We start from the raw sequence: 25,642 nt of genomic DNA on the forward strand, positions 1-25,642 counted from the left end.
AGTGCATTAAAAGATGCACCGGGTAAGACCGTTATATCCTGTTGAGGCACTTTTTTTTAAAGTGTAAAGTAAGGTGGTACCACGAGCCGTTTCGTCCTTATAGGGGTGAAACGGCTTTTTGATTAGCATGGAATATAGGGCTTGTCGGTAAAAGGCCTTATAGGTAAATGCGTTTTGAAGTATAGCTTGATATTTTGGCTTATCAGAGATGAGCAGCCTTTGATATTATTGACGGAGCCGATATATATTTCATGCGTATCTATATAGTTTTTGGAATAATTGATTTTAAATAAGGAGTGTATTGTTATGGGTAATGTTTATGATGTTCTAAAGGAAAGGGGTTTTATACAGCAGGTAACTCACGAAGAGCCGGTGAGGGAACTCCTGGGCAAGGAAAAAGTGACCTTTTACATCGGTTTTGATGCTACTGCCGACAGCTTGCATGTGGGACACTTCCTTCAGCTGATGGTAATGGCCCATATGCAGAAAGCCGGACACAGGCCTATTGCGCTGATAGGCGGCGGTACGACAATGGTGGGCGACCCCACTGGCAAGACCGACATGAGAAAAATGCTGACCAGGGAAGAAATCCAGGCAAACAGCGAGAAATTTAAGGCACAGATTTCAAAATTCATTGATTTCAGCGACGGAAAGGCAATAATGGTGGATAATGCCGACTGGCTGCTTAATTTGAACTATATAGAGTTTTTAAGGGAGATAGGCGTCCACTTTTCAGTAAACAGAATGCTCACCGCTGAGTGCTTCAAGAGCAGGCTGGAGGGAAAAGGACTTTCCTTTATTGAATTCAACTACATGTTGATGCAGAGCTATGACTTCCTGGTTTTGTACAGGAAATACGGCTGTGTGCTTGAGCTGGGAGGCGACGATCAATGGTCCAACATTATTGGCGGTGTGGAGCTGATAAGAAGGGTGGAAGGTAAGGATGCCTACGGAATGACCTTCACTCTTCTGACCAACTCGGAAGGCAAAAAGATGGGCAAAACCGAAAAGGGCGCATTGTGGCTCGATCCCAACAAGACTTCTCCCTATGATTTCTACCAGTACTGGAGAAATGTCCCGGACAGCGATGTGGAAAAATGCCTGGCTCTGCTGACATTCCTTCCTATGGATGAGGTGAGAAGGCTGGGTTCACTGAAGGATGCGGAAATAAACGAAGCTAAGAAGGTACTGGCCTATGAGGTAACCAGGATTGTGCATGGGGAAGAGGAGGCTATCAAAGCTCAAAAGGCAGCCGAAGCACTTTTTGGCGGGGCTGGAGATATGAGCAGCATCCCGTCGGTGGAAGTTTCCGAGAAAGACTTAGAACAGGGTATAAAGCTGATTGATCTGGCAGTTATTGCTGGGCTCACCCCTTCCAAGAGCGAAGCAAGAAGAGCAATACAGCAGGGTGGAATGAGTGTAAACGGCAAAAAAGTGACAGACATTGATACCGTAGTAGGAAAAGCTGATCTTGAGGATGGCCATATATTGCTGCAGAGGGGCAAAAAGAGCTTCTGCAGAGTTGTGGTGAAATAACTTAAATTAAAAAACAACCAGGCATATAAGTTGCCTGGTTGTTTTTGTACTGATATCACTCCTGTTGTAGCAAATAATCAATCATCCCACCATGATTTTCCCTTCAGGATATACCATATCGGCATCCTTCCTGTTCGCCTTTATGCTTAAAGCTATTGCAAAGCTTAAGGGTCCGACCCTTCCAAAAAACATTGTGAGCATAAACAATGCCTTGGTAATGTCGTGGGAGACTGGAGTGATGCCTGTGGACATCCCTGCCGTGCTAAAACAGGAAACGACTTCGAAAAGGATATCTATAAAGCTGGCATCTTCCAGCACCATGAGAAAAGCAGCAGCTATCACTATTATACCAATACTAAGGACGACAATGGTCAGAGCTTTGTTTACGATATTCTGGGATATCCTGCGCCTTAAAATGACGGTATTACTCAGCCCTCTGACCTGGGATATGACCGCCGCCCATAAAACGCTAATGGTGGTGACCTTCACGCCCCCGCCGGTGGAACCCGGAGCGGCACCTATAAACATAAGCATTATGGTGGCAGCTTTTGTTATATCCCTCATACCATTAAGGGGCAGGGAGTTGAATCCCGCCGTCCTTGCGGAGATCGAATGGAATAGAGCCGCATTTATTTTTTCCGGCAGGCTCAGAGCGCCCATTGTCAACGGGTTATCGTGCTCAAATATGAAGAAAAATATGGCTCCGAAAGCTGTTAAAAAACCGCTCATCATCAGAACCACCTTGGTGTGCAGGTAAAGGTTCCTGGTTTTCCTGAAATCATACAGGTCCTTCCAGACTATGAACCCCAATCCTCCTATAAAAATCAATATTGCAATTGTATACAGGACCATGGGGTTATCATTATATTCAACGAGGTTTTTATATCCGCCTATTATGTCCATTCCCGCATTGCAAAAGGCAGACACGGAATGGAATATTCCCATGTATATTCCCCTTGGGCCATATTCCGGCACAAAACTTACAGAAAGCAGAACAGCTCCGACAAGTTCTATTCCGAGGGCGGCCAGTATCACATTTTTAACCATGTTTGTAACACCTTCAAAGGTGAAATAGTTCAATGACTCCTGAGCCAGCAGCATTCCCTTCAGGCTTAATTTTTTTCCCATTATTGAGTAAAGAAATGTGGTCAGAGTTACTATCCCAAGGCCCCCTGCCTGGATTAAGCATAAAATTACTATCTGTCCGAACAGGGACCAATGAGTCCCGGTATCTACTACTATAAGCCCGGTTACACAGGATGCCGCAGTTGCCGTAAAAAGCGCATCAACATAGCGGACGCTCTGTCCGTCGCTGGAAGATACAGGAAGCCACAGCAAAAGAGAGCCTATGAGCACTAAAGCCGCAAAGCTCGAAACTATCAGGCTTGTTGGTGAAAACCTCACAATCTTGTTGTTCTTCCTTTTATATAGAATTTCTGCCATCGCAAACCCGCCTTTGCCCAATGTTATCGAATTTGAAATGCAATAGGGATATAGAGGCGAAAGACTTCCTGACACCTTGTTATAATGCCGGCAACATAAAAATATTATATGGATGCGATGCGGATTATATAATATAAAACCAGAATTTTGCGATAAATGGCTGGACAGCCAAGTTCAGGATTTGTGATATTTCGATAAAATTAGATGAATATAATCGTTGATTAAGCAAAACATAGGTATTATAGCGGATAAGAAAAATCATTGTGGTAGATCATTCTATTGAGGGAGGTATGATGCATGCAATGTAAAGACTGCAGCAAATTTAAGCCACTGGACAGGATGGAAGCAGGATCGGAGATTTCTCCCGATCTAAAAGCGGTCAAGGGAAAATGCACTGTTAGTAACAAGAATTGCTCATCTAATGACAACTGCGGTTGCGGTAGTTTTTCAAAAAAATAAAAGAACGGAAGAAGCGATAGGAGAAATATCTCCTACCGCTTCTATTTTTGTTCAATTATACAGGCTTTAAGCTGCGTTTTTAAAAGCACAGCATTGATTAATGTTTCCATTAGACAAACTGTGAGTTTCATCGATAACTGCCATTGCTGCAATGATACGGTATTAGTTATCGGCATTGCCAGCTGATAAAGCCTGATAATTGTTTTATATTACCTGCTGGTATCTCCTCTACGTTCTGTAGGGTAGCTGTTTCCAGTGTAAGCCTGGAATACCTTTCTTACGATGTTTCCACCTATCTTACCTGCTTCCCTAGCTGATATATCTCCGTTGTAACCCTGTTTGAGGTTAACACCAACTTCTCTTGCTATTTCGTATTTCATGTTTTCGAATGCAGTTTTGCTGTTGTTGTTTGCCATGATATCACCTCCTTGTTATTTATTGTTTCTAAATCATACCGTATTATGAGTAGAAAGATTTGCCTGCAAAAGCTGGCTTTGGTGCAGGATTTTTCGATCAATAATTTCGTTGTCACATTGGGAGCTTCATCAGTAAATATTGCATGCAAATATAATATAAGCTTTGATGAAACAGCTTATACAGCCTTTATTTTAGATAATTCCAAATAGAATCAATAAAGTATCGGTGAAATCTCTTTCCTTTGTGACCGGATTGACATATGCAAATGATATAAATCACAGCAATAACTTTTGGCGGATGGTATGATATAGACAGAAGAAAGATGAAAGCGGTGTAGTTAACATACAGGGAGGATTTTATTATGGCAGTAAGAAAGATAATTCATATTGATGAGGAAAAATGCAATGGTTGTGGCTTATGTGTTCCGAATTGCGCAGAAGGCGCTATACAGATAATTGACGGCAAAGCAAGGCTTGTCAAGGATTCATATTGTGATGGCCTTGGTGCATGTCTGGGACATTGCCCTCAGGATGCTCTCCATATTATAGAGAGAGAAGCTGATGACTTCGATGAGGAGGAAGTGGCAAAGCATTTGGCAAAGAACAGGAAAGACCATGATTTGCATAAAAATGACAGGCCTTCTCCAGCTAAGTTCCACCACCACGGAGGCGGATGCCCGGGAAGCAGGATGATGATGCTGGGGGATGATGAGGGCAGAAAGAGCAATTCTCCTGGGGTGAAGGTAAATAGCGGTGATGTGGAAATTAGAATAAAGTCCCAGCTCAGACAATGGCCTGTGCAGCTTAACCTGGTTCCCGTGAATGCTCCGTATTTTGAGGATGCAGATTTGCTGGTTACAGCTGACTGTGTACCCTTTGCATATCCAAACTACCATCTGGATTTGCTCAAGGGCAAGGCAGTAGTGGTAGGGTGCCCGAAGCTTGACGATGTCGAATATTATGTTGATAAGCTGACGGATATATTCATGAGCAACAACATAAAAAGTGTTACCGTAGCCCATATGGAAGTGCCATGCTGCTCAGGAATTGTCAGGGCGGTTGAAATAGCGGTAATGCAGTCGGGCAAAACAATACCCGTCAAAAAGGTAAGGATAGGCATAAACGGAGATGCCGAACAGAGATAAAACAAAACGCAGCAAAGATAAAAAAACGCCTGGTTATTCCAGGCGTTTTTCATAGGCATTTATTTTGATACAGCTTTGCATTAAAACCACAATACTATACCCAGTGGTGAACAAGCTGAAATTGCATGCCGTCAGGTGGATGCAACAGCGTTCATAAATACTGGCAACTCAGCAAGGGGCTAACGGCCTGTATTGCCGGTATTTTCCATGCATAAGCTACGGACGCTGCAGCAGGGTTAACCTTCTGGCTATCTGCGGCCTGCTCTTCTGTTTCTCCTAAAGCCTAAGCTGTTTCTTCTCATATTTATGCTGGCACGGATGGATCTGAACCTGTCCAGCCGGATTATTTTCTTTGATATTTCGGGGATCTGAACTCCTTCACGTTTTTCAATGCTCAGGATAAAATCGACTATTTTTTGTGCAATATCAGGATCCCTGAATTCCCGCTGCGATCTTTTAATTTGGTTGAGCTTTTCCGCATTGTTATCCAAGAGCTCGCTCACCATATCCTTAAGTTTTCTTATATCTTCACATACAATACCCAGATTGTATTTTTCAGCAAAAGCGGGATTTCCTTCTTCCTGTCCGGGCAGTGCGCCGGTTATCACCAGCGGAGTATTGCATGAGACTGCTTCCATCATTACATTAGGGCTTCCGCGAGTGAAGGCAATATCCGATGAAAGCATGAGATCCTGCACATTTTGGGTAAAACCATAAATCTCTACCCTATCACCGAATTTTTCCTTCAACGAAGCTTCCAGCCTTCTTTTCAAGGAAGCATTACGGCCGGCTATGATCTTAACCCGGCAGTTGAAATTCTTGAGCAGGATTTCCGCTATATGTCTCATATTTCCGACCCCTTCACCACCACTCATTATCAGGCATTCCAGGGGTCTGTCGCTGGTATAGTCATTGTTTTTGTCTCCGGAATCCTTGATGTGCTGGGTAAACCTGGAACGAACAGGGAAACCTATAACCTTAAGCTTGGACTCGGGTACCCCGAACTCCAGGCATTTGAGTTTTGATTCGACGGTGGGACAAATTATATAGTCCACCCTCGGATCAGCCCAAAGCGGCGAGATACTCACAAGATCAGCTATCAATGTTACAAAAGGAATATTTATTTTATATTCTTCCAGTATGTTAATTACCGAACCATTGAAGTCAGGATGAACAGACAAAATAAGGTCGGGGCGAACTTTGCTCAGCACCTCCAGAAATTTGTCGCGGATGGCCAATTCAGTGAATTCCGCTATAAGGGACGGCCTTTTTAAGGATATTTCCCAGGCCAGTTTCCATAGGTCTGTGGCATTTCTTGTCACAGAGCCATAGGCTTTTCCGATACTGATTCCCAGGCTTCCGGCCAGAGCAAATCCGTCTATGACATGCACATTTACATCTGGATGCTTTACAAATTGCTCATTCAACGATTCAGTTATGCTTTTGTGGCCATGGCCTGTGTAATCTGATGAAATAATCAGTATGTTTTTCACAAAATTTCCTCCTCCAAAAGGTAGAAATACGAGTGTTCTACTTTATTTTCATAAACACTATTAAATATTATACTACCTGCTATAAAAATTTTCCACTTGCTCCGCATATGTATGCGGTAGTTGTCTACTACCGATCTATTATACGCAGAAGGCTTCGTGTTTGTCTGAAAGACATGGTGGATAAATACGGTTCGATTAATCTAAAAGATAGCTATAACGAGGCTGTGAGTGCTTTGAGTCTTGCCGGAACGGCATTTTGGATTTGCATGTCCCCCTCCTTCGGAAATCTCCTGCGCTGTTATAAACTTTCCCGTTAGTTCATATATTATTAAAAAATAACGAACAAAAGGGGTAGAAGTGATACTATTGAAAAAGAACAAGAAGCTTGCAGCCTGGAGTCTTTTGCTGTTTATATTAATAATACCAATGGGGGCTTTTGCTGACGATATATACGAAGGGACTTCCAACATTCCCGTTTTTTCTGAGAGTGTCGAAGCATCTGTTCCTGTCGAGCCGCCCAAGATAGATGCGGGATCTGCAATCGTCATGGATGCGATGACTGGAAGGGTTCTCTATGAAAAGGATGCTTATTCTAAAAAGCCAATGGCCAGCACAACCAAAATAATGACAGCGATACTTGCCATAGAACACGGCAACCTTGACGACATGGTCACTGTAAGCAAACGGGCCGCCGCCATAGGAGGGTCTACCATACATCTCCGGGCGGGAGAAAAGCTTAGCCTGAGGGATTTGCTGTATGGGCTGATGCTGAACTCGGGGAATGATGCTGCCATAGCAATAGCTGAGCACATCGGAGGAACGGTGGAACGCTTTGCAGAGATGATGACGGAAAAAGCAAGGCAATTAGGCGCAAAAAATACTAATTTTAAAACACCTCATGGGCTTGATAATCCGGATCACTACTCAACGGCTTACGATCTCGCCCTTATTACAAGATATGCCCTGGGAAATGAAACCTTCAATCAGATTGTCAGGACACAAACGGCTCAGATTCAGGGCAGGAGCCTCTACAATACCAACGAGATGCTCGATCTGTATCCTGGAGCTGACGGCGTTAAAACCGGATATACCAGCAAAGCTGGAAGATGCCTCGTTACTTCGGCTACCAGGGGAAACCGAAGATATATATCCGTTGTGTTGAACTGTTCCAGTAGGACAGCCAGGGCTAAAAGCTCCAGAAGCATTCTGGATTATGCTTTTGATAACTATAAAATGTATACGCTGGTTAAAACAAATGATGTTTTGGCGAGGGTTCCTGTAATTAAGGGTATCAGAAAAGATATTTCGATACTTCCTGTGGATGAGATTCATCTGCCTTTAAGAGAGGATGAAGTCGAAAACCTGAAAGCCAAAATAGATTTGCCGGATCAGTTTCATGCACCGGTGGATTCAGGCATTGAAGTAGGCAGCATAAAATATGTGGTAAATGGAAAAGTCATTGCCTCAACCAGCCTTAAAACAGGCCCGGGAGTAAGGCGCAAAGAGTTTTTCGATTATTTTTTGCAGGTGATAGAACAATGGGTAAAATCTGTGAGAATCAGCGGGTAGATAACGGAGAAAAAGGATTTTACCTATAGTTTTGACCTTTATAAATAAAAGGCAGCAAAATACAAAGCTCAGAGTTTCCTTTGCTGATTTATGTACGGAAGAACTGTTCTAATGAGCTTCTTAATTAGCTCTATTTCCGTCTTTGAGCACTTTTTCAGCAAAGCCTCTATTTCGTCCATATTCTCATATGCTTGGGCATTGCTTCCCAAAACCAGATAATCCAATGAGAGGTGAAGTTTTTCGCAGACCTTTACCAGCAAGGGCAGACTCATTTGTCTTTCTCCCCGCTCCAATTGTCCAAGGTAATAGCCGGATATGTCCAGCAGCTCTGACAACTGATCCCGTGTAAGTCCTAGGGCTTCCCTTCCAAGGCGCAGTCTGTTGCCGATTGCTAAGTTATCAAGAGAAATATATTTTGCATCATGCCCTATTTATAAGTCACCTCTTTTCCATCCTCCTAAATAATGGTATAGGATATTGCCGATAAACAAAATAGGCAGCGTGCAAACAAAATATACTTGCAAGCTGCTTATTGCCACCGTATAATATTTTGTGTATATTTTGGGATTGTATGGAATTGATGGAACATACGATAAAATGTCAATTTTTTTTACAAAGGAGTAATATAATGATATACTATGAAGCTTTTCAGACAAAAGAAGGCAAAATTTTATATGCGCTTTTTATTGTGATTACTCTCATTCTCTTTGTGATAGATAGGTTTATTGACAAAAAAAAGAAAAAGGATCTTTGAGAATTATGACCGGGAGTCGGAGCGGATATTGACAAGTGCAATCCTTGGGTTAATGAAGTGTAAAATAACCAGTCGATAAACCTTGTTATGCATTAGCAACGAGTTTGGCAAATATGCCGGAATCGTATGGGTATGCCATGGACTTTCTGAAAATACCAAGACATCAGTAAAAAGAAGCAAGCCTGTTCTATGAGAGTAAATTCCTATCAAAAATAATTTATAAACAGGCAGCGACAAATTTTACTTGAGTCAGATTATAATCGGTTTCGGCAAAATTCAATGCCGGTTTTCATTCCAGATGCGGCAGTTCTATAACGATATGGTGACTGTGATATGATGATGAAGCTTATATAGGAAATAGTGAAGTAAAAGCCCTGCAACAAGGGCTTTTTTCTTTGGAACAAACTTGCTGAAGATGCTGTTTGTGTATCTTTTGCTAAACTAATGGTCATAATGTAAAATGGGTGATAATGAAATGGGTGGAAGGACAAACAAGCAAAATAATGGGGATAACCAGAACACTAACAATGACAATACCTACATTGATTCATACGAACCCATACCGCGAGCAATTGATGAAGTAATTGCAAGACTCAATGAAGTTTTTTCGGAATGCAGCGATTTTACTTATCGAGAAATTGCATGTGGAGAAGAAGGCTGCATCAGGGTAGTGGTGGCTTATATCAGCGGTTTCGTTGATAAAAGAGCGCTAAACCAGGATGTGGTACGTCCGATTCTTGAATATTTTTCAAAGGCAAAATTCCAGAAAGACAAACCCTCCGCATACGAGCAGTTGAAAGAGTGTGTCGTCAACAACAGCGATTTAAAAGAAACAGTATATATGCGGCAAGCAGTGAACAATATCTTGTCGGGAGAAGCTTTGCTTTTTATTGATGGAGAGAATAAAGCTTTGATTATAGGGGTGAAGGACCCACAGGGCAGACAGGTGTCAGAACCCGACACAGAAGTTTCGATAAGAGGATCAAGAGAAGGCTTTGTAGAGAGCCTGCATACAAATATCGTTCTCATCCGCAAGAGGATTAAGAACGCCAACCTTAAAACGGAAATAGTGCATTTAGGAAAACAGACCAAAACCGAGGTTTGTATATGCTATATCAAGGGAGTTGCCAATGAAAAGATCGTCAACGAAGTAAAAACAAGACTTAAAAAGATCAAAGCCGATGCTATACTTGATAGCGGGGTCATCGAGCAGTACATTTCCGACAGCAGCTTATCCCTTTTCCCCACGGTGGGGAATAGTGAAAAATGCGACAAGCTGGCTGGGAAGCTGCTGGAAGGGCGTATAGCCATATTCTGCGACGGAACGCCTTATGTACTTACGGTCCCGTATCTTTACATAGAATCCATTCAGACCACGGATGATTATTATGACCATGCTTATTTCGCAACCTTTATGCGCCTGCTGCGCTTTATGGCACTCGTAGTATCAAATCTGCTGCCGGCAGTGTATGTGGCACTGGTGAGCTTCCATCATACGTTAATCCCATTCAAGCTGATGATTACGCTGGCAGCTTCACGGCAGGGAATCCCTTTTTCTCCTTTTATTGAGGCAGTATTGATGATTTTGGCTTTTGAACTTCTGCGTGAGGCGGGCGTCCGGATGCCAAGGACCATCGGACAGGCGCTGAGCATTGTAGGTGCGATTGTGCTGGGTGAGGCTTCGGTGGCGGCAGGCATTGCCAGCAACCTGATGGTGATTATCGTAGCTATCACAGCCATTTGCAGCTTCGTCGTACCCCCGCTTATCAGGGCAACCATGCTGCTGCGCTTTGCATTTTTGATTGCAGCCAATCTTTTAGGCTTCCTTGGAATTTCCATTGTGGCTGTGGCTATTTTTATTCATCTCTGCAGACTTCGCTCTTTTGGGGTCCCCTATATGGCACCTGTTTCTCCGCTTTCGGTTTCCGACCTCAAGGATTCTTTCCTGGTGCTGCCCATCTGGGCTATGGTGACAAGGCCGGGAACACTGCGGCAGGAAAAGGCGAAAGACGGTAAAGGGACAAAACGCCAGGAGGTGAAAATAAAACCATGATGTGCGGGAAGAGTAAAAGACGGACTGGTGTATTCTTGGCCGTATTTCTTATATTACCTTTGCTTGTAACCGGCTGCTGGAACAATAGGGATTTAACCGAAATAAACTTAGTGGCAGGTCTTGGACTGGACCGTACAGACGACGGTAAAATTCTTTTGACCGTCCAGGTGGTGGAGCCTGCAGCAATCCAATCGGTATCCTCCGGAAAGGGAAAAGGTGGAGGTACACAGCCAATGCCTGTGTTTGTCGAGTCCTTTGAAGGGGAAACAGTTTTTGAAGCTATAAGAGGAATGCTGTCCCTTATTGATAAAAAGTTGTTTTTTAGTACAGCTCAGGTTCTAATCCTCGGTGAAAATCTTTCGAAGGATGGCATAGTAGAAGTCCTGGACTTTTTCCAGAGGGATCATGAAATAGATTATACAATGGATGTTCTTACAGCAAAAGGTGCAACCCCTAAGGAAATCCTTGAAATAGAAACCGATATGGAATCCATACCGGCATTGTATATAAAAGGGACGGCAGAAAACACCATTTCACGGGGAACTGTGAAGAGGACCCGGTTGATTGATTTGATTAAAGATATGGACTGCATCGGAAAGCAACCTACCATTGGACAAATTTCAAAAGCGGGAGAAAAAGAAGTCAGAACGGAAGGTGTTGCCGTTTTTAAGGAAGGAAAGCTGGTAGGCTGGCTGGATTCACGGGAAACGAGGGGATTTTTGTTTGCCATAGGTAAAATAAAAAGCACTATTGTGAATATTCCTGCAGAAAAGGGCAAAATATCTATGGAAATTATAAGGTCAAAAGGGAATGTCAAGGTGGCGTTTGAAAACAGCAAACCAGTCGCGCTCATCGTCAAGGTAGAGCTTGAGGCAAATGTGGGAGGGCATGAAGGAAGAGGCAGATTGGACTCGCCGGAAGATTTGCATATACTGGAGAAAAGATTGGAAGAAGAAATAAAAAATGAAATCATGTTGGCACTGCATAAGACCCAGATGGAATATTCCAGCGATATATTTGGTTTTGGAACATATGTGCATAAGCATAATCCCCGGTATTGGAAAAATGCAGAAAAAAACTGGAATGACATTTTCAGCAAGCTTCCGGTAGATATCCGGGTAGATGCCAGAATAATGAGGACAGGTATTGTCAAAAGTCCGGTAAAGAAGGAAGAATGACATAAATGGCAATAGTTTTAGCAGTGTTTGCTATTCTGATTTTTTATGATGTTCAAAAATTTATACGGGAAAAGGAAAGGGCGAGGGTATTTTTGCTATATGGTTTCTTTATGGCAACGAGCCTCACGGTCAGCTTGCTTCTGGCAGCAGGGAGAAGGCCTTCCAGCCCCGCCCAATGGATAGAGGCTGTATTAAAGATGATGGGAGTATTGAAGTGATGGAAAAGGCACGGATATCAAGCTTTCAGCTGTTTCTGCTTGTATCAGGCTTTCTTTTTGGAAGCACGGTGATATTGGCTCCTGCCCAGGGAGCAAAAAATGATGCATGGCTGGCCATACTCCTTGGAGGAGCAGGTGGTACTTTACTTATGGTGGTTTATGCGTCTATAGCATTGTTGAACCCATCAAAAACCCTGGTGGACATTTTAAGGGAAAAGTTAGGAAAAGTTATAGGCAATATTTTTGCCATTCTGTATATATGGTATTTCATCCACCTGGCTTCCTTGGTGTTCAGGAATTTTGGGGAGTTTATCTGCACGGTGACTTATCCGGAAACTCCTATTGTTGTGGTGATAGGGTTTTTTGCGGTTGTTTTGGCATATACTGTCAACGGTGGGATAGAGGTGATGGGAAGATTGAGCGAGCTTTTGGTGCCTGTTATACCTTTATTATTTTTCATTATCGGTTTGTCGATACTAACTGTCCATGATTTCACAGCTTTCCTTCCTATATTGGAGAACGGAATTAAGCCTGTGCTCAGCGCAGCTTTTGACTATATATCCTTTCCCTTTGGAGAAACCGTAGCATTCCTTATGATATTTCTTCATTTAAACAAAAAGGAAAAATTAAAAAAAGTTGTGTTTACATCGTCAGCAGTTTCAATCTTATTGGCAGTTATGGTGTTTTTCAGAGATATATTTGCTTTGGGGGCTGATTTGATGTCTCGCGCTACCTTTAACCCCCATTTGACATCACTGCTCATTCCGGGGCTTAATGTGGAATCCCTCGTAGACATAAACCTGCTGATAGGCGGGGGAGTAAAAATCTCGGTTTGTGTTTATGCAGCTGCAAACGCTTTGAGCCAGATAGCGGGAATTGACGACTACAGGAAGCTGACCAGGGCGATCGTCACCTTCTGTGTCGTTCTTTCAGTATGGGTGTATGAAAATATTCTTGAGATGTTCAGCTGGGCTGAAAAGGTATGGCCTTACTACTCCATTCCCTTTCAGATTGCTATTCCCCTGCTGTTGCTTTTGCTATCTTTATGGAAAAAAGGCAAGACTTCAAAGGCAAAAGCTGGAAGTAGAAAAGGTTAACAAGCAGGATGCAGCATGCAGTTTTAAGAAGAAACAATAAAAATTAAAGCGTTTTACAAGCGTGACTTGTCACAATAAACCTTAAGCAATTTTGAAAGTTACTCATAGACCGTTTCCAAATTGTCACATCATGTATCAATATCCCTTATGCTGTTATGCGCATAAATCCGTACTTGTCAATACTTTTTAATGGAGGAGCGAGCCTCTTAACCATAAAAAGCGCCCGTATGATATAATGGGAAGGATGGCAGCCTTAAACTTCAAAAAAAGGCTGTACCGGGGTAAAAGGCTATTATTGTTTTATGCAGAAAGCCTTAAGCCCTTGATAAGGGGTATATTTTCCAATAAAATAACGAAATTGGTTAACACGAAAATATAAATATCATTTTCATTATCGGTTGCGCATTACAAGCATGAGTGATTTTATTATAAGATGGCGAGGTATTTTATGAAAACACTGATTGTATCCTTGAACTCTAAATATATCCATTCTTCCCTGGCGGCATGGTACCTGAAAGCATACTGTGAGGATTGCTGTGATGATGTGAAAGTTTTGGAGTCGACAATAAATGATTCCCCGGATTCCGTATTATCGGCTATCTATCTTGAAAAAGCCGATGTAGTGGGCTTTAGCTGCTATATTTGGAATATCGAGGCGGTGCTCAAGCTTGCCGGAAATTTGAAAAAGGTCTCTCCGGATGTCAGGATTGTGCTGGGTGGACCGGAGGTATCCTTTGATGCAAAAAAAATGATGGAGGAAAATGGCTTTATAGATTTCATCATATCCGGAGAAGGGGAAATCCCCTTTCGAAAATTGCTGGAGCAACTGGCTTCCGGGGTTTGGAAACCTGATGAAATAGATGGTCTTACCTATAGAGATTCGGCAAGGATTATTTCAAATAAACCTGGAAGTTGGATAGAAAATTTGGACAGCATACCTTCACCGTATACCGATGAAATGCTGGATGCCGTAGGCAAAAGGATAATGTATTTCGAAGCTTCAAGGGGATGCCCTTTTTCCTGCGCCTACTGCCTTTCATCGACTTTTGAAGGGGTTAGGAATTTTTCGGTGGAGAGAGTCAAAGAGGACCTCAGGAAACTTATGAAAGCAGGAGTAAAGCTGGTCAAGTTTGTGGACAGGACTTTCAACTGCAACAGAAAAAGAGCAAAGGAGATTTTCCGTTTCATCATAAAGGAGTCCGAGGACACGGTTTTTCATTTTGAGGCTGCCGCGGACCTCTTCGATGATGAAATGATAGAGATACTCTCTCAGGCCCCTCCCGGAAGGATACAGTTTGAGATAGGAGTGCAGACCACAAATGCGGTTACCCTTGAGCTTATTGACAGGAAGACCAATCTGGATATTGTTTTTGATAATGTAAGGAAACTACGTGCTTTAGGAAACATACACATCCATCTGGATTTGATTGCGGGGCTGCCGAAAGAAGATTTCAGGTCTTTTATGTATTCTTTCGATGATGTGTACAGGCTTAAACCCCATCAGCTCCAGCTGGGATTCCTGAAAATGCTCAAAGGCTCCGGCATACGGCAAAATGCCGGTAAATACGGTTATGGCTACAGGGATTACCCGCCTTACGAGGTTTTGTACAGCGACAGCATGAGCTTTGATGAGATATTGGTGCTGAAAGGAATTGAAGATCTGGTGGACCGATATTATAACTCGGGAAGATTCCAGGTTTCTCTGGAATATCTGACAGAGACATGCTATAGCTCGCCCTTCTCCTTTTATTGGGAATTTTACAAATTCTGCAGGGATGAAGGGTATGCGGGGAAGGCCCTGTCAGGCAGGGATACCTATACGGTGCTTTTAGAATTCCTTCGGAAGGTTCTGCCCCAAGAGAAGGTAGAGCTTTTAAAGGATTTGATGAAACTGGATTATCTTTCATCGGACAACTCCAACAATCTTCCCGAAGGAATTGAAAGGGAAATCCAACCGGGTTTCAAGGAGCGATGCTTTGAGTTCCTGAAAGATGAGGGCAATTTGAAAAAATACCTTCCGGAACTGTTTGATATGCCTGCAAAGCAGATATATAAGCAGGTGCATTTTGAAACCTTTCGCCATGATGTGGTGCAGGGGATTAAAGCAGGCAGCTTTGAAAGAAAAAGGACGGTAGTTCTTTTCAAATATTATGAAAGGGACCGGGTGACGGGGCAGTACCGATATATCAGATGTGATGAGGATTTTCCTCCCGAAGGTCATGGGTAAAGGGATGAGCTATTTTTGCCACATAAATTTGCATAAAATAGAATGCTTATGGCTTCCGGGGCGAATCCCTACGGCATTGCAAAGGGGGATTTCGAGAGAAAATCTTAATTTTACTTACAAGGATTTAACTGTTTAATTTATGTAGATTAGGAATGAATTCAGCTAATAATGGATGTATTGATTGTTATGTGCTTTGAATCTTTTCGGAACAGCAATCATTCATTTCAATTAGCTGAATTCAAACCGATTTTATATAACCGCATGTACAAAGGTAAAAGCGGATTGACTACTGCTTTTACCTTTGTTGCATTTTACAAGAATTTTTTACAATTTATATTTAATTTTCCTGTGAAATGATGTAAAATATGTAATATAACCACATATGATGGCATATAATACAAAATTTCGTAGTTTATAAATGATAAACATATTCATGGAAATTTCCGCATGGGCTGTGCATGGATATGGGCGCAGCAGAAAAAGATGCTCCGTAATTAATTCTGTTTACCATGCAGATGGGGGTGATATGCCTTTGCCAACAGAGGATAGTAGGGGAAGCATTACTGTAGAAGCTGCAATTATAGTGCCTTTTATATTTATAGTGTTAATAGTGGTAATTCTGACATTTCTTTTAATGTATCAGCAAGCGCTGCTCACTCAAACAGCATCCATGGCAGCAAAGCAGGCAGCCGAAAGCTGGATGGAAACCGGCATGTCGCTGGACATGGAGGAGCCGGCCAAGAAGGACAAGCTTTCCGTCGGTGATTTGTATTCAGGATTTCTAAGCATCTTTGATTCAGGCTTCGAATATTCCGAAGTGCTTAAAAAGGCACAGGAAGCGGATATTCCGCAAGGCACGCAGGAAGAAAGAATCCGGGATATCCGCGCTCTTGTCATATCAAGGATGAGAACGGCAGTTATAAAGGCGGATTTGACAAAAATGAACATCCGGTTCTCCAACGGTATTATGCAAAAAAAGCTGGTAGTTGAGCTCACGCAGAATTTCAAGCTGCCTATGGGAAAACTGATTTCCCTCTTTACAGGCAGTGAAAGTATCAAGCTTACAGCTTGCGGTACGGCTGTGATAGAACAGCCTGCGGAATATATACGCAATGTGGACCTTGTGCTGGAATATATGGACCGGTTTGGTCCTAAGCTTGAGCTGGACGGTATTTTCGACAGCTTGAAGGAAAAGATACTGGGGAGATTCAGCAAGTAAAAAAACTATAGTTTGGGCAGTGTGTGAAAATGGGGTGAAAATGTGAGGTTGATTAAAGACTGCAGGGGGGCAATTTCAGTATATCTGTGCATAATCTTTATAGCGCTGCTTCTGCTGGCGGGAGTGATAATTGATGCCTCCAGAATCATGGTTGCCGAACGCAAGGTTGAGAATGCGCTAAATGCGGCGGCAAGGTCGGTTCTTGCAGACTACAGCGCCGATATGGTCGGAGACTACGGAATATTTGGCGTTGATACCATGTCCGGTGCAAATACAGCAGAGGAGGACTTCTTATATTACCTTAAGCAAAATTTATCGGAAAGGAATCCGCGCTTCAGGTTTATCCGTTATGAAATATGCCAGGAAAGCGGAGAAACATCTTTGGTAGGCTCAGGAAGCCTTCTTCGGGGATACGATTTCAGAAATCAGATACTCCAGCATATGAAATATAAAGCACCCATTGCCTCTATCCAGAATATAGTCAGCAAGTTCAAGGCCTCCGGATTGTCAGGCAAGCTGAGCTTTGCCAAGAGCGAAAAGGAAGTACGCTCTAAATGGAAAGCCGTCAAAAAGCAAAGGGATTCTGTGAACAAGCTGATTTCAGAAGCAAAGGAGTTTACAGGACATGATTTGGAAGCTTTTTTGGGTATACGGCAAAAACTGCAGGAAGCCATGGAGCTAAACGACGGCATTGCAGGAAGCTTGCAGGCTTATGAGGAGGAAAAGGAAAAATCGGATGCGGTTGCCTTGGCGGTCAACAGCAGCAATTCCGATGTCAACGGGATGCAAATATCTACGGCTCGGACATCTTTTGATGGGCTCAAGGAAGCGAGCAGCGCTCTGAAAGATCAAATAGCGGCCAATATAAGCAATCTGGACAATATAATCGACCAAGTGGAGAAAATGCAGGCTGAACTGGCCGGATTAAATACGGAAGCTGCAGTTTTGAGGGATAAAATACAGGAGCTTCAAAGGATTGTAGATAGCAGCAGGGGAAACGGTGGTGACAAAGAGTCGGAAGATGGCAGCGAGGAAGGCAAGGGAGGAAGCAAAAGCCAAGGGCACAAAGAAAGCCGGTCAGGAGAGGATCAAGCTGATAAAGCAGAAAAGGAACTGGCGGAGCTAAATAATAGATTGGAAAGCCTGGAAGGACAGATTGAAGGCTTGAACTCCCGGATAAGGGACATGCAGAGCAATTTTCAGCTGGCCGAAATGAGGCTGCTTCCGGAAGAAGATACTGACACCCCAAGGAAAGAACTCAATTCGGAACTGGAGAAATCTGCAAAAGGCCTGATCAAAAAGCTGGTAGAGGATATAGGCTTATATCGGGCGGATATGGACCAAGAAAGGATGATAGATGCCAGATATCTTGAAGGCGGCAGTGATGCATACGAACAGAAGGAGCTGGTGAACGGTTTGGAAGGCCGGGATGGAATTTTAGAGGAGAATGAAGCCGAAGCTGAAAATATGAATGTGCTGGGCATAATGAGTCAGCTGGTGAATGCCTTGACGGATGTAGGAGAAAGCGCTCTTGAAAAAATATATATAACTGAGTACATAATGGACAGATATTCCTATCTTTCTTCAAAGGCAGAGAGAAAGCATTTCTTTGAAAATGGGGAAGTGGAGTACATACTTTGGGGTGACGTCAACTGGTCCCGGAATGTAACAAAAACGGTGGGAACCATATGGACCATAAGGTTTGCCATAAATACAATAGATACCTTTGCCACCAGCCCGGTGCCCGAACCCGTAACACGCCTTATTAATGCGCTGACGGAAGGTTTTTTGCTTTCCTGCAAGGATATGATGGATCTTTGTCAGGGCAAGGAAATCGGCATATGCCCGTCGGTGAAGAATGGCATCAAGCTAAACTATGCCGACCATTTGAGAATCTGCCTGCTTCTATCCTCCTCGACGGAAAAGGGTGAAATAAACAGGTTAAACAATATGAGGCAGCTCATGCAGATAAATATAAAAGAGCTGGATGACGGCTTTGCCCTTAAGAATTACAGCACCATGCTTCACGGCAAGGTTAAAGTGAAAATAAACCTTTGGTTTCTGCCGGTTTTCAATCTTGACCGCATGGGGTTTAAGAATTTTGAGGGTGGCAGCTATGTAATTGAAAAGGAAACCCATATAGGGTATTGAGGTGGGAAATATGAACTGTTTGCCACAGAACAAAAGAAGAGGCTCCGTAACAATCGAAGCTGCTATTGCATTCCCGGTTTTTCTGAGTTTTTTTCTGCTTCTGGCTTTCTTTGTAAAAATCGCATGCATCAACATAACCCTCGACCATGCAGTTAACGAAACGGCCAAGCAATTGGCAGCGTCCTGCTATCCCATAACCTTTTTAAATGATTTAGAGGATGATTTGCTGCAGGAAGGCATTGAGTTCCAGATGCCTTCAATTGAAGAGGAATTAAAAAAAATAGGCGAATACGTCAAAAGCGGCATAGATGAGGAGGATATCTTTGCCAAGCTGATAACCGGGGAGTTTACAGCCAAGGATGTCAAAGAGCTTGTAAATAACGTAATAGAGAGGATCAAAGAGGATTACAAAGACGGGCTGAGAAGTTACCTGAGCAGCAGGTATTCCGGGGATTATTTCAGCCTCAAAACAAAAGTAAAATATGCAGTGGTAACACATCTTATGGAAAAATTCCTGCAGGAAGGAATGGTTGATGCCGGGAAAATAGAACTGAAAATGATTGAACTTCCCCAGGGAATAGTGGAATATGAGTTGAAAAGCAGGAATGAAGCAAACCGGAGGATATATGAGGAATGGGGTTTAGTCCCTGATCCGGACAATATTGTAATAGCAGTAGAATACAGTATCAAAGTTCCCATACCTTTTTTCCCGGAAAAAGGGATTGTCACAAGGCATGTGGCGGTGGAAAGAGCATGGCTCCATGGAAGCAGCGGAGTATATGAAGCCTGGAGCAGCGGTGAAGATGATGAAAAAGGTAAAGATTCCGAAGATGGCAGCAAGGACAATGGAGACAGCGGAGATGACATTGTGTATGTCACCAATTATGGCAAAAAATATCATGCGGATGGCTGCGAATATCTTAAGAAAAGTAGAAAACCGATAAGCCGTGAATATGCTGTTCAAAAGGGCTATTCACCCTGCAAGGTATGCATATTGAAAACAGCTGAATATGTATGGAAAAAGAAATAAGGCAACCCGAAGAATTCACGGGTTGTCTGATACAAGTAAAACGATGGGATATCAAAACTCCATGTTCCAAGATCGATCGCCAATACATGAAGGCATAACCGCCGGGACTGATATGGTCTGAAGGCTGGTAAGCTCTTTTAGCAGGCTCTTCAAACCAATAAAATATTTGATTTATCAGAGCTGCTTGACACCGGAAGCAGACCGGTTATGGCGTCGGTCATAAAAACTTTAGGCGAACCGACTAAGTTTTTGACTATGCTATTATGGTTCTGCCAGCCTTATTGTGTATCTGGCTATTGAGCCTTGTGCTGCGGTTACTTCAAAAGGAGAGGGAGTGACGTAGCTTTTGATTAGTCCTGGCTCGGTAAAGGATGCGCTGTATGTCCCCGGAGCAACCTTGAATACGGCAATGCCTTCCGAATTTGTATAAGAGAAGACATTATACCGGGTGTCATTCTCCAGGCCCAGGACAACCTCCCCCAAAGTGAGCTCGAGACCTTCCAAGGGCTTGTTATCCTTGTCCAGCACTTCTATCTCTATGATTCCCATGCCATCCTGAACAAGTACAGGTTGCCGCTCCAGTCTTATTGTGATTATGGTTGTGCCTGCCGTTTTCATTTCGAAAAAGAAGGGCGAAGGCATCTGATATTCCCTTGGAAAATCCGTACTAACGAAGCTTGCCTTGAAATTTCCCTTGTCGACCGTGAATCTGGCTGTGCCGGTTTCATCCGTTATTGAGGTCAGATCATACTTTTTACCGGAGGAAGCAGATTCTCCATTTATGTCAACCATAATGCCTGGAACCGGTTCTTCCGTTTCCTTGTCTATTAGCTTTATGTTGACCGTATATATGGCTTCATCCTTGGCAGATATAACCTGGGTGATTTTGTTGGAATTTTTCATTTTTTCAACGGCAGAGGCAAAATTGTTGGCTTCATAGTCCCTTTTGAAGGATTGAAGCTTCAGGCTTATGAATGAAACAATAAGCAGGCATAGGAATACATAAGCCGTTAGTTTCAGGGTTTGCAGCACATTATTATTCAAGACGACTACTTTTTGCGGCATCTTGCTTTTTCCGGAGAATACCGATGGTAAAACTGAGGGAGCATAATGCAGGACGATCGATATAATGCAAAAAATAAGCCCGGAAGCCAAGGTAAATACGGAGGAAGGAAGCATGCATTCCCGAATGTATGACACGATCACTTCACCTTCCAGAGGAAGAGAAGCGGTAAGAGGGTATGCCGCTCCCTTCATAAAAATGTATATATACAGAATCAACCCGCTTCCCGATAAGAAACCTGCAATACCACAGGAAGCGGAAAGGATGGATGCCCAACGGCTGATATCTGCGGGTTTCCGGGACAATATCAAACTGATAAAAAACAGCAGCAATGCTATGAGCAACAAAATGCCCGGAGCGGTATTAAATACATAATAGATGAATTTTATGAACAAAAATAAATCTGAAATATCGTTTCTATTTAAATAAAGCAGGACAGCGCTCAGATTGATCCTGTCTATTTTGGAAAATGCTTGCACTGCCATATCCAATTGATTATTAGTTTGCACCCGGTTTTCAGTGTATAGGCTGGGGTTTATTTCAAAATATATCTCGGGAAGAAACATGCTTTGGCCGCTAAAATACTGGAATAAACCATCCCTAAGCGAGTCCAGGTTGGTTTTTACCATATCGGAAGTAACGGAGCTTTCTAACATGCCGGCAAGATCCACCTGCTGTTTGACATCATCCGGCAAGCTCTTTTCCAAGTCCTTAAGAAAGCCAGGCATCGAAGCATTTATGACTTCATATACATGGCCGTAAATGTCGTTTTTTTCAAACAGATACCTGTGAAACTCCATATTCAAAACCGTACGGTTAATGCTGAATATAAATATGGTTAAAAACAGGCAAAGACCTGCCAGGACAGCTGCAAGAAGGTATGAAGTTTTTCTGATGAAATCCGATAAAGCATGTGGCTTCATATATGTTCCCTCCCTGTGCAATCTATGTTTTACGGCTATAAATAAATTATACCATTAGATTTTCTGCGGATTTATGAGTAAATTATGGAATATATTTATCTGAAATATTGACGGGAGCTCCGGGGACATCCCTGGACGTTCCGACTGCAAGCATGGATATAATGAAATGGATGGGGTTAACAAAGAGCTTAACCGAAAGCCAATGGCTTTTGTCACCGGGATGAAATCTTATATTTAGTAAAGCTCATATTCAGGAAACTTTTCCCTGGAATTTCAATGCTCATAAAAAAGCATGGTATTTCAAATATTAGATTATAATGGTATAATAACTGCAGCGATAAAAATATTGACCGGTTGTTATATGAATTAATGTCCGTGCAGTTTTCTTTTTAATAGGCGCATGGAAAGCCTTGTATCATGAATTGCTTTTCTTTCATGATATAATACTATATATTTATTAGGAGGATATGGCAGCAATGGATGATCTTTATAGAAAAGCGGCGGAAAGCGCGGAATATATACAGAAACGGTTGACTACCAAGCCTCAGATAGGAATTGTTTTAGGGTCGGGTCTAGGACCGTTGGTTAATGAAGTTAAAGAGCAAATTGAGATTGACTACGGAGATATCCCTAATTTCCCCATACCCACAGTTGAAGGGCATGCCGGAAAGCTCATTGCCGGAGAGATCGGAGGGAAGCCGGTTCTTGTCATGAAAGGCCGTTTCCATTTTTATGAGGGTTACGACATATCTCAGGTTGTTTTTCATATCAGGGTGTTTAAGCTTTTAGGCATAAGCCATATTCTGGTCACCAACGCAGCAGGGGGTGTAAACAGGGATTTCAGTCCGGGGGATCTTATGCTCATAACCGATCACATCAGCTTTTTTGCTCCATCGCCCTTGAGGGGTAAGAATGTGGATGAATTTGGGGTTAGGTTCCCCGATATGAGCGAGGCATACAACAAAGAGCTGATCGCCATGGCAGAAAAAACAGCCGGTGAACTGGGCATCAAGCTGCAGAAGGGGGTTTACGCTTTTACCCAGGGGCCCATGTATGAAACCCCGGCGGAAATAAGGGCTTTGAGAATACTGGGAGCCGATGCCGTAGGCATGTCCACCGTTCCGGAGGTTATTGCAGCCAGGCATGCCGGAATGAAAGTCCTGGGTATTTCATGCATAACCAATATGGCAGCCGGCATTTTGGAGCAGCCCCTGTCCCATGAGGAAGTTATGGAAACAGCAAAAAAGGTGGAGGCCAGGTTTGTTTCCCTGGTAAACAAGCTTATAAGCAATTGGAATGTATGAGGCTTGATTATCACTGATTGACCTTCCGCCATTTTTGTTAATATGGCTGTGACTTTAGATGTTGCTTTCTGGAGCCCTCTCTGGAGCTTTTATTGAAGCAAATTTAATATAACAAGGCAAATTTGAGCGAATATTGATTTTTATAACGAAAATAAATTTTAGATATTTTATATAATAATGGATTTTATATTTATATTAAAAAACGTATTGGATGCGGGAAAAGGCATCAAAAAGAATCAAATGCTTGGAGGATTGTACTATGAAGAGTGTTATTCGCGACATAAACCTGGCAGAATCAGGAAGGCAGAAGATTGAGTGGGTAAGAAAGAACATGCCGCTGTTGAGAAGTTTGGAAGATGAGTTCAGTAAAACTCAGCCTTTTAAAGGCGTGAGGGTGACAATATCAGTCCATCTGGAAGCTAAAACCGCTTATCTGGCAAAGGTGATCGCTGCCGGCGGAGGTGAGGTGTCGGTTACAGGAAGCAACCCCCTTTCGACTCAGGATGACGTGGCAGCAGCTCTTGCAGCCGACGGACTTGATGTATATGCATGGCACAATGCAACCAGTGAAGAGTATATGGAGCACCTGAATATGGCTTTGGGATACAAGCCCAATATAATAATAGATGACGGCGGAGATCTGGTTCATATGCTGCATACGAAAAGAAGAGAACTGCTTCCTCATATAATGGGTGGCTGCGAAGAAACGACTACGGGCGTTATCAGGCTCAAAGCCATGGAAAGAGAAGGTTCTCTTATGTTCCCGATGATAGCGGTAAACAATGCTTACTGCAAATACCTTTTTGACAACCGTTATGGCACAGGACAATCCGTCTGGGACGGCATCAACAGAACTACAAACCTGATTGTTGCAGGAAAAAATGTGGTAGTCATCGGATATGGATGGTGCGGCAAAGGAGTGGCTATGAGAGCCAAAGGGCTTGGTGCCAGCGTGATCGTCTGTGAAGTAGATCCGGTGAAAGCAGCCGAAGCAGTCATGGATGGCTTTAAAGTCATGAAGATGAATGATGCGGCTAAGGTGGGCGATATATTCATCACTGTAACCGGATGCAAAAGGGTGATTAGCGAGGAACACTTTAAAGTGATGAAGGACGGAGCTATAATGTGCAATGCCGGACACTTCGATGTGGAAATATGCATTCCGGAAATGGAAGCCCTGGCTGTAGAGAAAAAAGTACAGAGGCAAAATATAACAGGCTACAGGATGAGCGACGGAAGATGGCTTAACCTGTTGGCGGAAGGAAGGCTTGTAAACCTCGCCGCAGGGGATGGACATCCTGCCGAGATAATGGATATGAGCTTTGCTCTGCAGGCTTTGAGTGCGCAATATATGCTGAATAATTACAGCAAGATGGGAAACAAAGTGGTGGATGTGCCTGCGGACATTGACAACCGCGTTGCCGAGATGAAGCTCAAGTCCTGGGGAATTGAGATAGATAAGCTTACCGACGACCAGAAAAAGTATCTGGAAAGCTGGGCGGTGTAAAGAACCATATTTATAAAATACGTGCGGCTTGGAGTGGGATGGTTGGATAAGGAAATACTTACAATGGAGGAAGCGGCCGAACTTTTCGGAGTGAGTGTAAAGACATTTATCAAGCTCCTTAAAGAGGAAAAGGTTCCGGCCAGAAAGATCGGGCGGGAATGGAGATTCAGCAGGAAAGCTTTGATTGACTGGCTTTCTTCCGGAGATTCGCAGTCTTACTCTCTCAGTGAGGTGGACGCCAAAGATTTTTTTGATGAGGTTGCCCCCAAATGGGAGGAACTGAGCAGGAGTTACTATGGCGAATCCATTAAGAATAAGCTCATAGAAATGAACATATTTAATAAAGATATGATTGTTATGGATCTCGGCTGCGGAGACGGATATATAGCAAGGGGCATTTCAAAGCTGGTAAAAAAGGTTATAGCTGTGGATATATCCGGAGAAATGCTGAAAGAGCTCAGAAAAAAAGCTGAAAAAAGCGGGATAACGAATGTGGAGACTCTCCAGACCCAGGCCGAGGATGTTCCGGTGGAGGATTCTAGCGTTGATGCGGTATGTGCCAACATGTTCCTGCATCATATGGAGGATCCTGAGGTTCAAATAAGGGAGATGTACAGAATCGTAAAGCCCGGTGGAATAGCTGTGGTATCGGACTATGTGGAACATTCCGACAGGGAGCTCAAAGAGAAGATGCATGATGTATGGATGGGTTTTAATAAAAACGAGATGAAAAAATGGTTCATGGCTGCCGGGTTTAAAGGGATTAAAACCCAGATGGTTCAGGACGCCAGAAATATAGGGATATTTATAATGATCGCAAACAAATGATTTGCTGTACACTGTTTCAACCTGATTCC

At 43.0% G+C, this 25,642-nt stretch carries 22 protein-coding genes; 17 read left to right on the plus strand and 5 right to left on the minus strand.

The window, feature by feature from the left end; translation table 11 throughout:
* The first annotated feature begins 306 nt into the window (after positions 1-306).
* Positions 307-1,536 (plus strand): tyrosine--tRNA ligase, encoded by a 1,230-nt coding sequence (tyrS, locus tag CDO33_RS04475; RefSeq protein WP_103079906.1) that lies wholly within the window; start codon positions 307-309, stop codon positions 1,534-1,536.
* Between the two features lie 81 nt (positions 1,537-1,617).
* On the opposite strand, the gene CDO33_RS04480 is transcribed toward tyrS, so the two are convergent.
* On the minus strand, positions 1,618-2,979 hold the full coding sequence (locus tag CDO33_RS04480) for a TrkH family potassium uptake protein (RefSeq protein ID WP_103079905.1): 1,362 nt from the start codon (positions 2,977-2,979) through the stop codon (positions 1,618-1,620).
* A 297-nt stretch (positions 2,980-3,276) separates the two neighbouring features.
* Here CDO33_RS04480 and CDO33_RS20755 point away from each other — a divergent pair, with 297 nt between their 5' ends.
* Complete coding sequence (locus CDO33_RS20755; protein WP_161496406.1) at positions 3,277-3,438, plus strand: hypothetical protein; 162 nt, start codon at positions 3,277-3,279, stop codon at positions 3,436-3,438.
* 209 nt (positions 3,439-3,647) lie between these two features.
* On the opposite strand, the gene CDO33_RS04485 is transcribed toward CDO33_RS20755, so the two are convergent.
* Positions 3,648-3,854: an alpha/beta-type small acid-soluble spore protein gene (locus CDO33_RS04485; protein WP_103079904.1), complete on the minus strand. Its 207-nt coding sequence runs from the start codon at positions 3,852-3,854 to the stop codon at positions 3,648-3,650.
* Positions 3,855-3,899: 45 nt separating this feature from the next.
* Between CDO33_RS04485 and CDO33_RS20760 the strand changes: the two genes are divergently transcribed.
* Positions 3,900-4,064 (plus strand): hypothetical protein, encoded by a 165-nt coding sequence (locus CDO33_RS20760; RefSeq protein WP_161496686.1) that lies wholly within the window; start codon positions 3,900-3,902, stop codon positions 4,062-4,064.
* A 152-nt stretch (positions 4,065-4,216) separates the two neighbouring features.
* Positions 4,217-4,999 (plus strand): ATP-binding protein, encoded by a 783-nt coding sequence (locus CDO33_RS04495; RefSeq protein ID WP_103079902.1) that lies wholly within the window; start codon positions 4,217-4,219, stop codon positions 4,997-4,999.
* Between the two features lie 248 nt (positions 5,000-5,247).
* Here CDO33_RS04495 and CDO33_RS04500 read toward each other — a convergent pair whose 3' ends face one another.
* On the minus strand, positions 5,248-6,492 hold the full coding sequence (locus CDO33_RS04500; protein WP_103079901.1) for an MGDG synthase family glycosyltransferase: 1,245 nt from the start codon (positions 6,490-6,492) through the stop codon (positions 5,248-5,250).
* Positions 6,493-6,599: 107 nt separating this feature from the next.
* On the opposite strand from CDO33_RS04500, the gene CDO33_RS20575 reads away from it, so the two are divergent.
* On the plus strand, positions 6,600-6,809 hold the full coding sequence (locus CDO33_RS20575) for a hypothetical protein (RefSeq protein ID WP_151898646.1): 210 nt from the start codon (positions 6,600-6,602) through the stop codon (positions 6,807-6,809).
* A gap of 40 nt (positions 6,810-6,849) precedes the next feature.
* Entirely contained in the window at positions 6,850-8,061 is a 1,212-nt protein-coding gene (locus CDO33_RS04505) for a D-alanyl-D-alanine carboxypeptidase family protein (RefSeq protein WP_242973809.1), read from the plus strand.
* Positions 8,062-8,129: 68 nt separating this feature from the next.
* On the opposite strand, the gene CDO33_RS04510 is transcribed toward CDO33_RS04505, so the two are convergent.
* The gene (locus CDO33_RS04510) at positions 8,130-8,492 is read right to left on the minus strand and encodes a helix-turn-helix domain-containing protein (RefSeq protein WP_338053260.1); all 363 of its coding nucleotides are present in this window, start codon (positions 8,490-8,492) and stop codon (positions 8,130-8,132) included.
* 783 nt (positions 8,493-9,275) lie between these two features.
* On the opposite strand from CDO33_RS04510, the gene CDO33_RS04515 reads away from it, so the two are divergent.
* The 8 genes from CDO33_RS04515 to CDO33_RS04545 all read left to right on the plus strand — a co-directional run bounded on the left by CDO33_RS04515 (position 9,276) and on the right by CDO33_RS04545 (position 19,988).
* The gene (locus CDO33_RS04515) at positions 9,276-10,868 is read left to right on the plus strand and encodes a spore germination protein (RefSeq protein ID WP_103079899.1); all 1,593 of its coding nucleotides are present in this window, start codon (positions 9,276-9,278) and stop codon (positions 10,866-10,868) included.
* On the plus strand, positions 10,865-12,046 hold the full coding sequence (locus CDO33_RS04520) for a Ger(x)C family spore germination protein (protein WP_103079898.1): 1,182 nt from the start codon (positions 10,865-10,867) through the stop codon (positions 12,044-12,046). Before CDO33_RS04515 ends, CDO33_RS04520 begins: the two co-directional genes overlap by 4 nt.
* Positions 12,047-12,051: 5 nt before the next feature.
* Entirely contained in the window at positions 12,052-12,264 is a 213-nt protein-coding gene (locus CDO33_RS20580; RefSeq protein WP_103079897.1) for a hypothetical protein, read from the plus strand.
* Entirely contained in the window at positions 12,264-13,361 is a 1,098-nt protein-coding gene (locus CDO33_RS04525; protein WP_161496404.1) for a GerAB/ArcD/ProY family transporter, read from the plus strand. Before CDO33_RS20580 ends, CDO33_RS04525 begins: the two co-directional genes overlap by 1 nt.
* Before the next feature lie 448 nt (positions 13,362-13,809).
* On the plus strand, positions 13,810-15,588 hold the full coding sequence (locus CDO33_RS04530; RefSeq protein ID WP_103079895.1) for a B12-binding domain-containing radical SAM protein: 1,779 nt from the start codon (positions 13,810-13,812) through the stop codon (positions 15,586-15,588).
* Positions 15,589-16,006: 418 nt separating this feature from the next.
* The gene (locus tag CDO33_RS04535) at positions 16,007-16,807 is read left to right on the plus strand and encodes a TadE/TadG family type IV pilus assembly protein (protein ID WP_103079894.1); all 801 of its coding nucleotides are present in this window, start codon (positions 16,007-16,009) and stop codon (positions 16,805-16,807) included.
* 42 nt (positions 16,808-16,849) lie between these two features.
* A complete protein-coding gene (locus CDO33_RS04540) occupies positions 16,850-18,958 on the plus strand; it encodes a TadE/TadG family type IV pilus assembly protein (protein WP_103079893.1) in 2,109 nt (702 codons plus the stop codon).
* Between the two features lie 10 nt (positions 18,959-18,968).
* A complete protein-coding gene (locus tag CDO33_RS04545) occupies positions 18,969-19,988 on the plus strand; it encodes a TadE/TadG family type IV pilus assembly protein (protein WP_103079892.1) in 1,020 nt (339 codons plus the stop codon).
* 261 nt (positions 19,989-20,249) lie between these two features.
* On the opposite strand, the gene CDO33_RS04550 is transcribed toward CDO33_RS04545, so the two are convergent.
* A complete protein-coding gene (locus CDO33_RS04550) occupies positions 20,250-21,974 on the minus strand; it encodes an MSCRAMM family protein (protein WP_103079891.1) in 1,725 nt (574 codons plus the stop codon).
* A 467-nt stretch (positions 21,975-22,441) separates the two neighbouring features.
* On the opposite strand from CDO33_RS04550, the gene CDO33_RS04555 reads away from it, so the two are divergent.
* The 3 genes from CDO33_RS04555 (at position 22,442) to CDO33_RS04565 (ending at position 25,613) form a co-directional block, all read left to right on the plus strand.
* The gene (locus CDO33_RS04555; protein ID WP_479690667.1) at positions 22,442-23,278 is read left to right on the plus strand and encodes a purine-nucleoside phosphorylase; all 837 of its coding nucleotides are present in this window, start codon (positions 22,442-22,444) and stop codon (positions 23,276-23,278) included.
* A gap of 259 nt (positions 23,279-23,537) precedes the next feature.
* Positions 23,538-24,785, plus strand: a complete 1,248-nt coding sequence (locus CDO33_RS04560) for an adenosylhomocysteinase (protein ID WP_103079890.1) — start codon at positions 23,538-23,540, stop codon at positions 24,783-24,785.
* A gap of 42 nt (positions 24,786-24,827) precedes the next feature.
* Positions 24,828-25,613, plus strand: coding sequence for a methyltransferase domain-containing protein (locus CDO33_RS04565; protein WP_103079889.1), 786 nt, complete (start codon positions 24,828-24,830; stop codon positions 25,611-25,613).
* Positions 25,614-25,642 lie beyond the last annotated feature (29 nt).

It is taken from the genome of Clostridium thermosuccinogenes (assembly GCF_002896855.1).
GTDB classification, from domain to species: Bacteria; Bacillota; Clostridia; order Acetivibrionales; family DSM-5807; genus Pseudoclostridium; species Pseudoclostridium thermosuccinogenes.

What these genes read in the sequence shown, in the direction of transcription:
- tyrS (WP_103079906.1), top strand. Translation starts at nt 307, where the DNA reads ATGGGTAATGTTTATGATGTTCTAAAGGAAAGGGGTTTTATACAGCAG.
- CDO33_RS04480 (WP_103079905.1), bottom strand. Translation starts at nt 2,979, where the DNA reads ATGGCAGAAATTCTATATAAAAGGAAGAACAACAAGATTGTGAGGTTT.
- CDO33_RS20755 (WP_161496406.1), top strand. Translation starts at nt 3,277, where the DNA reads ATGCAATGTAAAGACTGCAGCAAATTTAAGCCACTGGACAGGATGGAA.
- CDO33_RS04485 (WP_103079904.1), bottom strand. Translation starts at nt 3,854, where the DNA reads ATGGCAAACAACAACAGCAAAACTGCATTCGAAAACATGAAATACGAA.
- CDO33_RS20760 (WP_161496686.1), top strand. Translation starts at nt 3,900, where the DNA reads ATGAGTAGAAAGATTTGCCTGCAAAAGCTGGCTTTGGTGCAGGATTTT.
- CDO33_RS04495 (WP_103079902.1), top strand. Translation starts at nt 4,217, where the DNA reads ATGGCAGTAAGAAAGATAATTCATATTGATGAGGAAAAATGCAATGGT.
- CDO33_RS20575 (WP_151898646.1), top strand. Translation starts at nt 6,600, where the DNA reads ATGTATGCGGTAGTTGTCTACTACCGATCTATTATACGCAGAAGGCTT.
- CDO33_RS04515 (WP_103079899.1), top strand. Translation starts at nt 9,276, where the DNA reads ATGGGTGATAATGAAATGGGTGGAAGGACAAACAAGCAAAATAATGGG.
- CDO33_RS04520 (WP_103079898.1), top strand. Translation starts at nt 10,865, where the DNA reads ATGATGTGCGGGAAGAGTAAAAGACGGACTGGTGTATTCTTGGCCGTA.
- CDO33_RS20580 (WP_103079897.1), top strand. Translation starts at nt 12,052, where the DNA reads ATGGCAATAGTTTTAGCAGTGTTTGCTATTCTGATTTTTTATGATGTT.
- CDO33_RS04525 (WP_161496404.1), top strand. Translation starts at nt 12,264, where the DNA reads ATGGAAAAGGCACGGATATCAAGCTTTCAGCTGTTTCTGCTTGTATCA.
- CDO33_RS04530 (WP_103079895.1), top strand. Translation starts at nt 13,810, where the DNA reads ATGAAAACACTGATTGTATCCTTGAACTCTAAATATATCCATTCTTCC.
- CDO33_RS04535 (WP_103079894.1), top strand. Translation starts at nt 16,007, where the DNA reads ATGATAAACATATTCATGGAAATTTCCGCATGGGCTGTGCATGGATAT.
- CDO33_RS04545 (WP_103079892.1), top strand. Translation starts at nt 18,969, where the DNA reads ATGAACTGTTTGCCACAGAACAAAAGAAGAGGCTCCGTAACAATCGAA.
- CDO33_RS04550 (WP_103079891.1), bottom strand. Translation starts at nt 21,974, where the DNA reads ATGAAGCCACATGCTTTATCGGATTTCATCAGAAAAACTTCATACCTT.
- CDO33_RS04555 (WP_479690667.1), top strand. Translation starts at nt 22,442, where the DNA reads ATGGCAGCAATGGATGATCTTTATAGAAAAGCGGCGGAAAGCGCGGAA.
- CDO33_RS04560 (WP_103079890.1), top strand. Translation starts at nt 23,538, where the DNA reads ATGAAGAGTGTTATTCGCGACATAAACCTGGCAGAATCAGGAAGGCAG.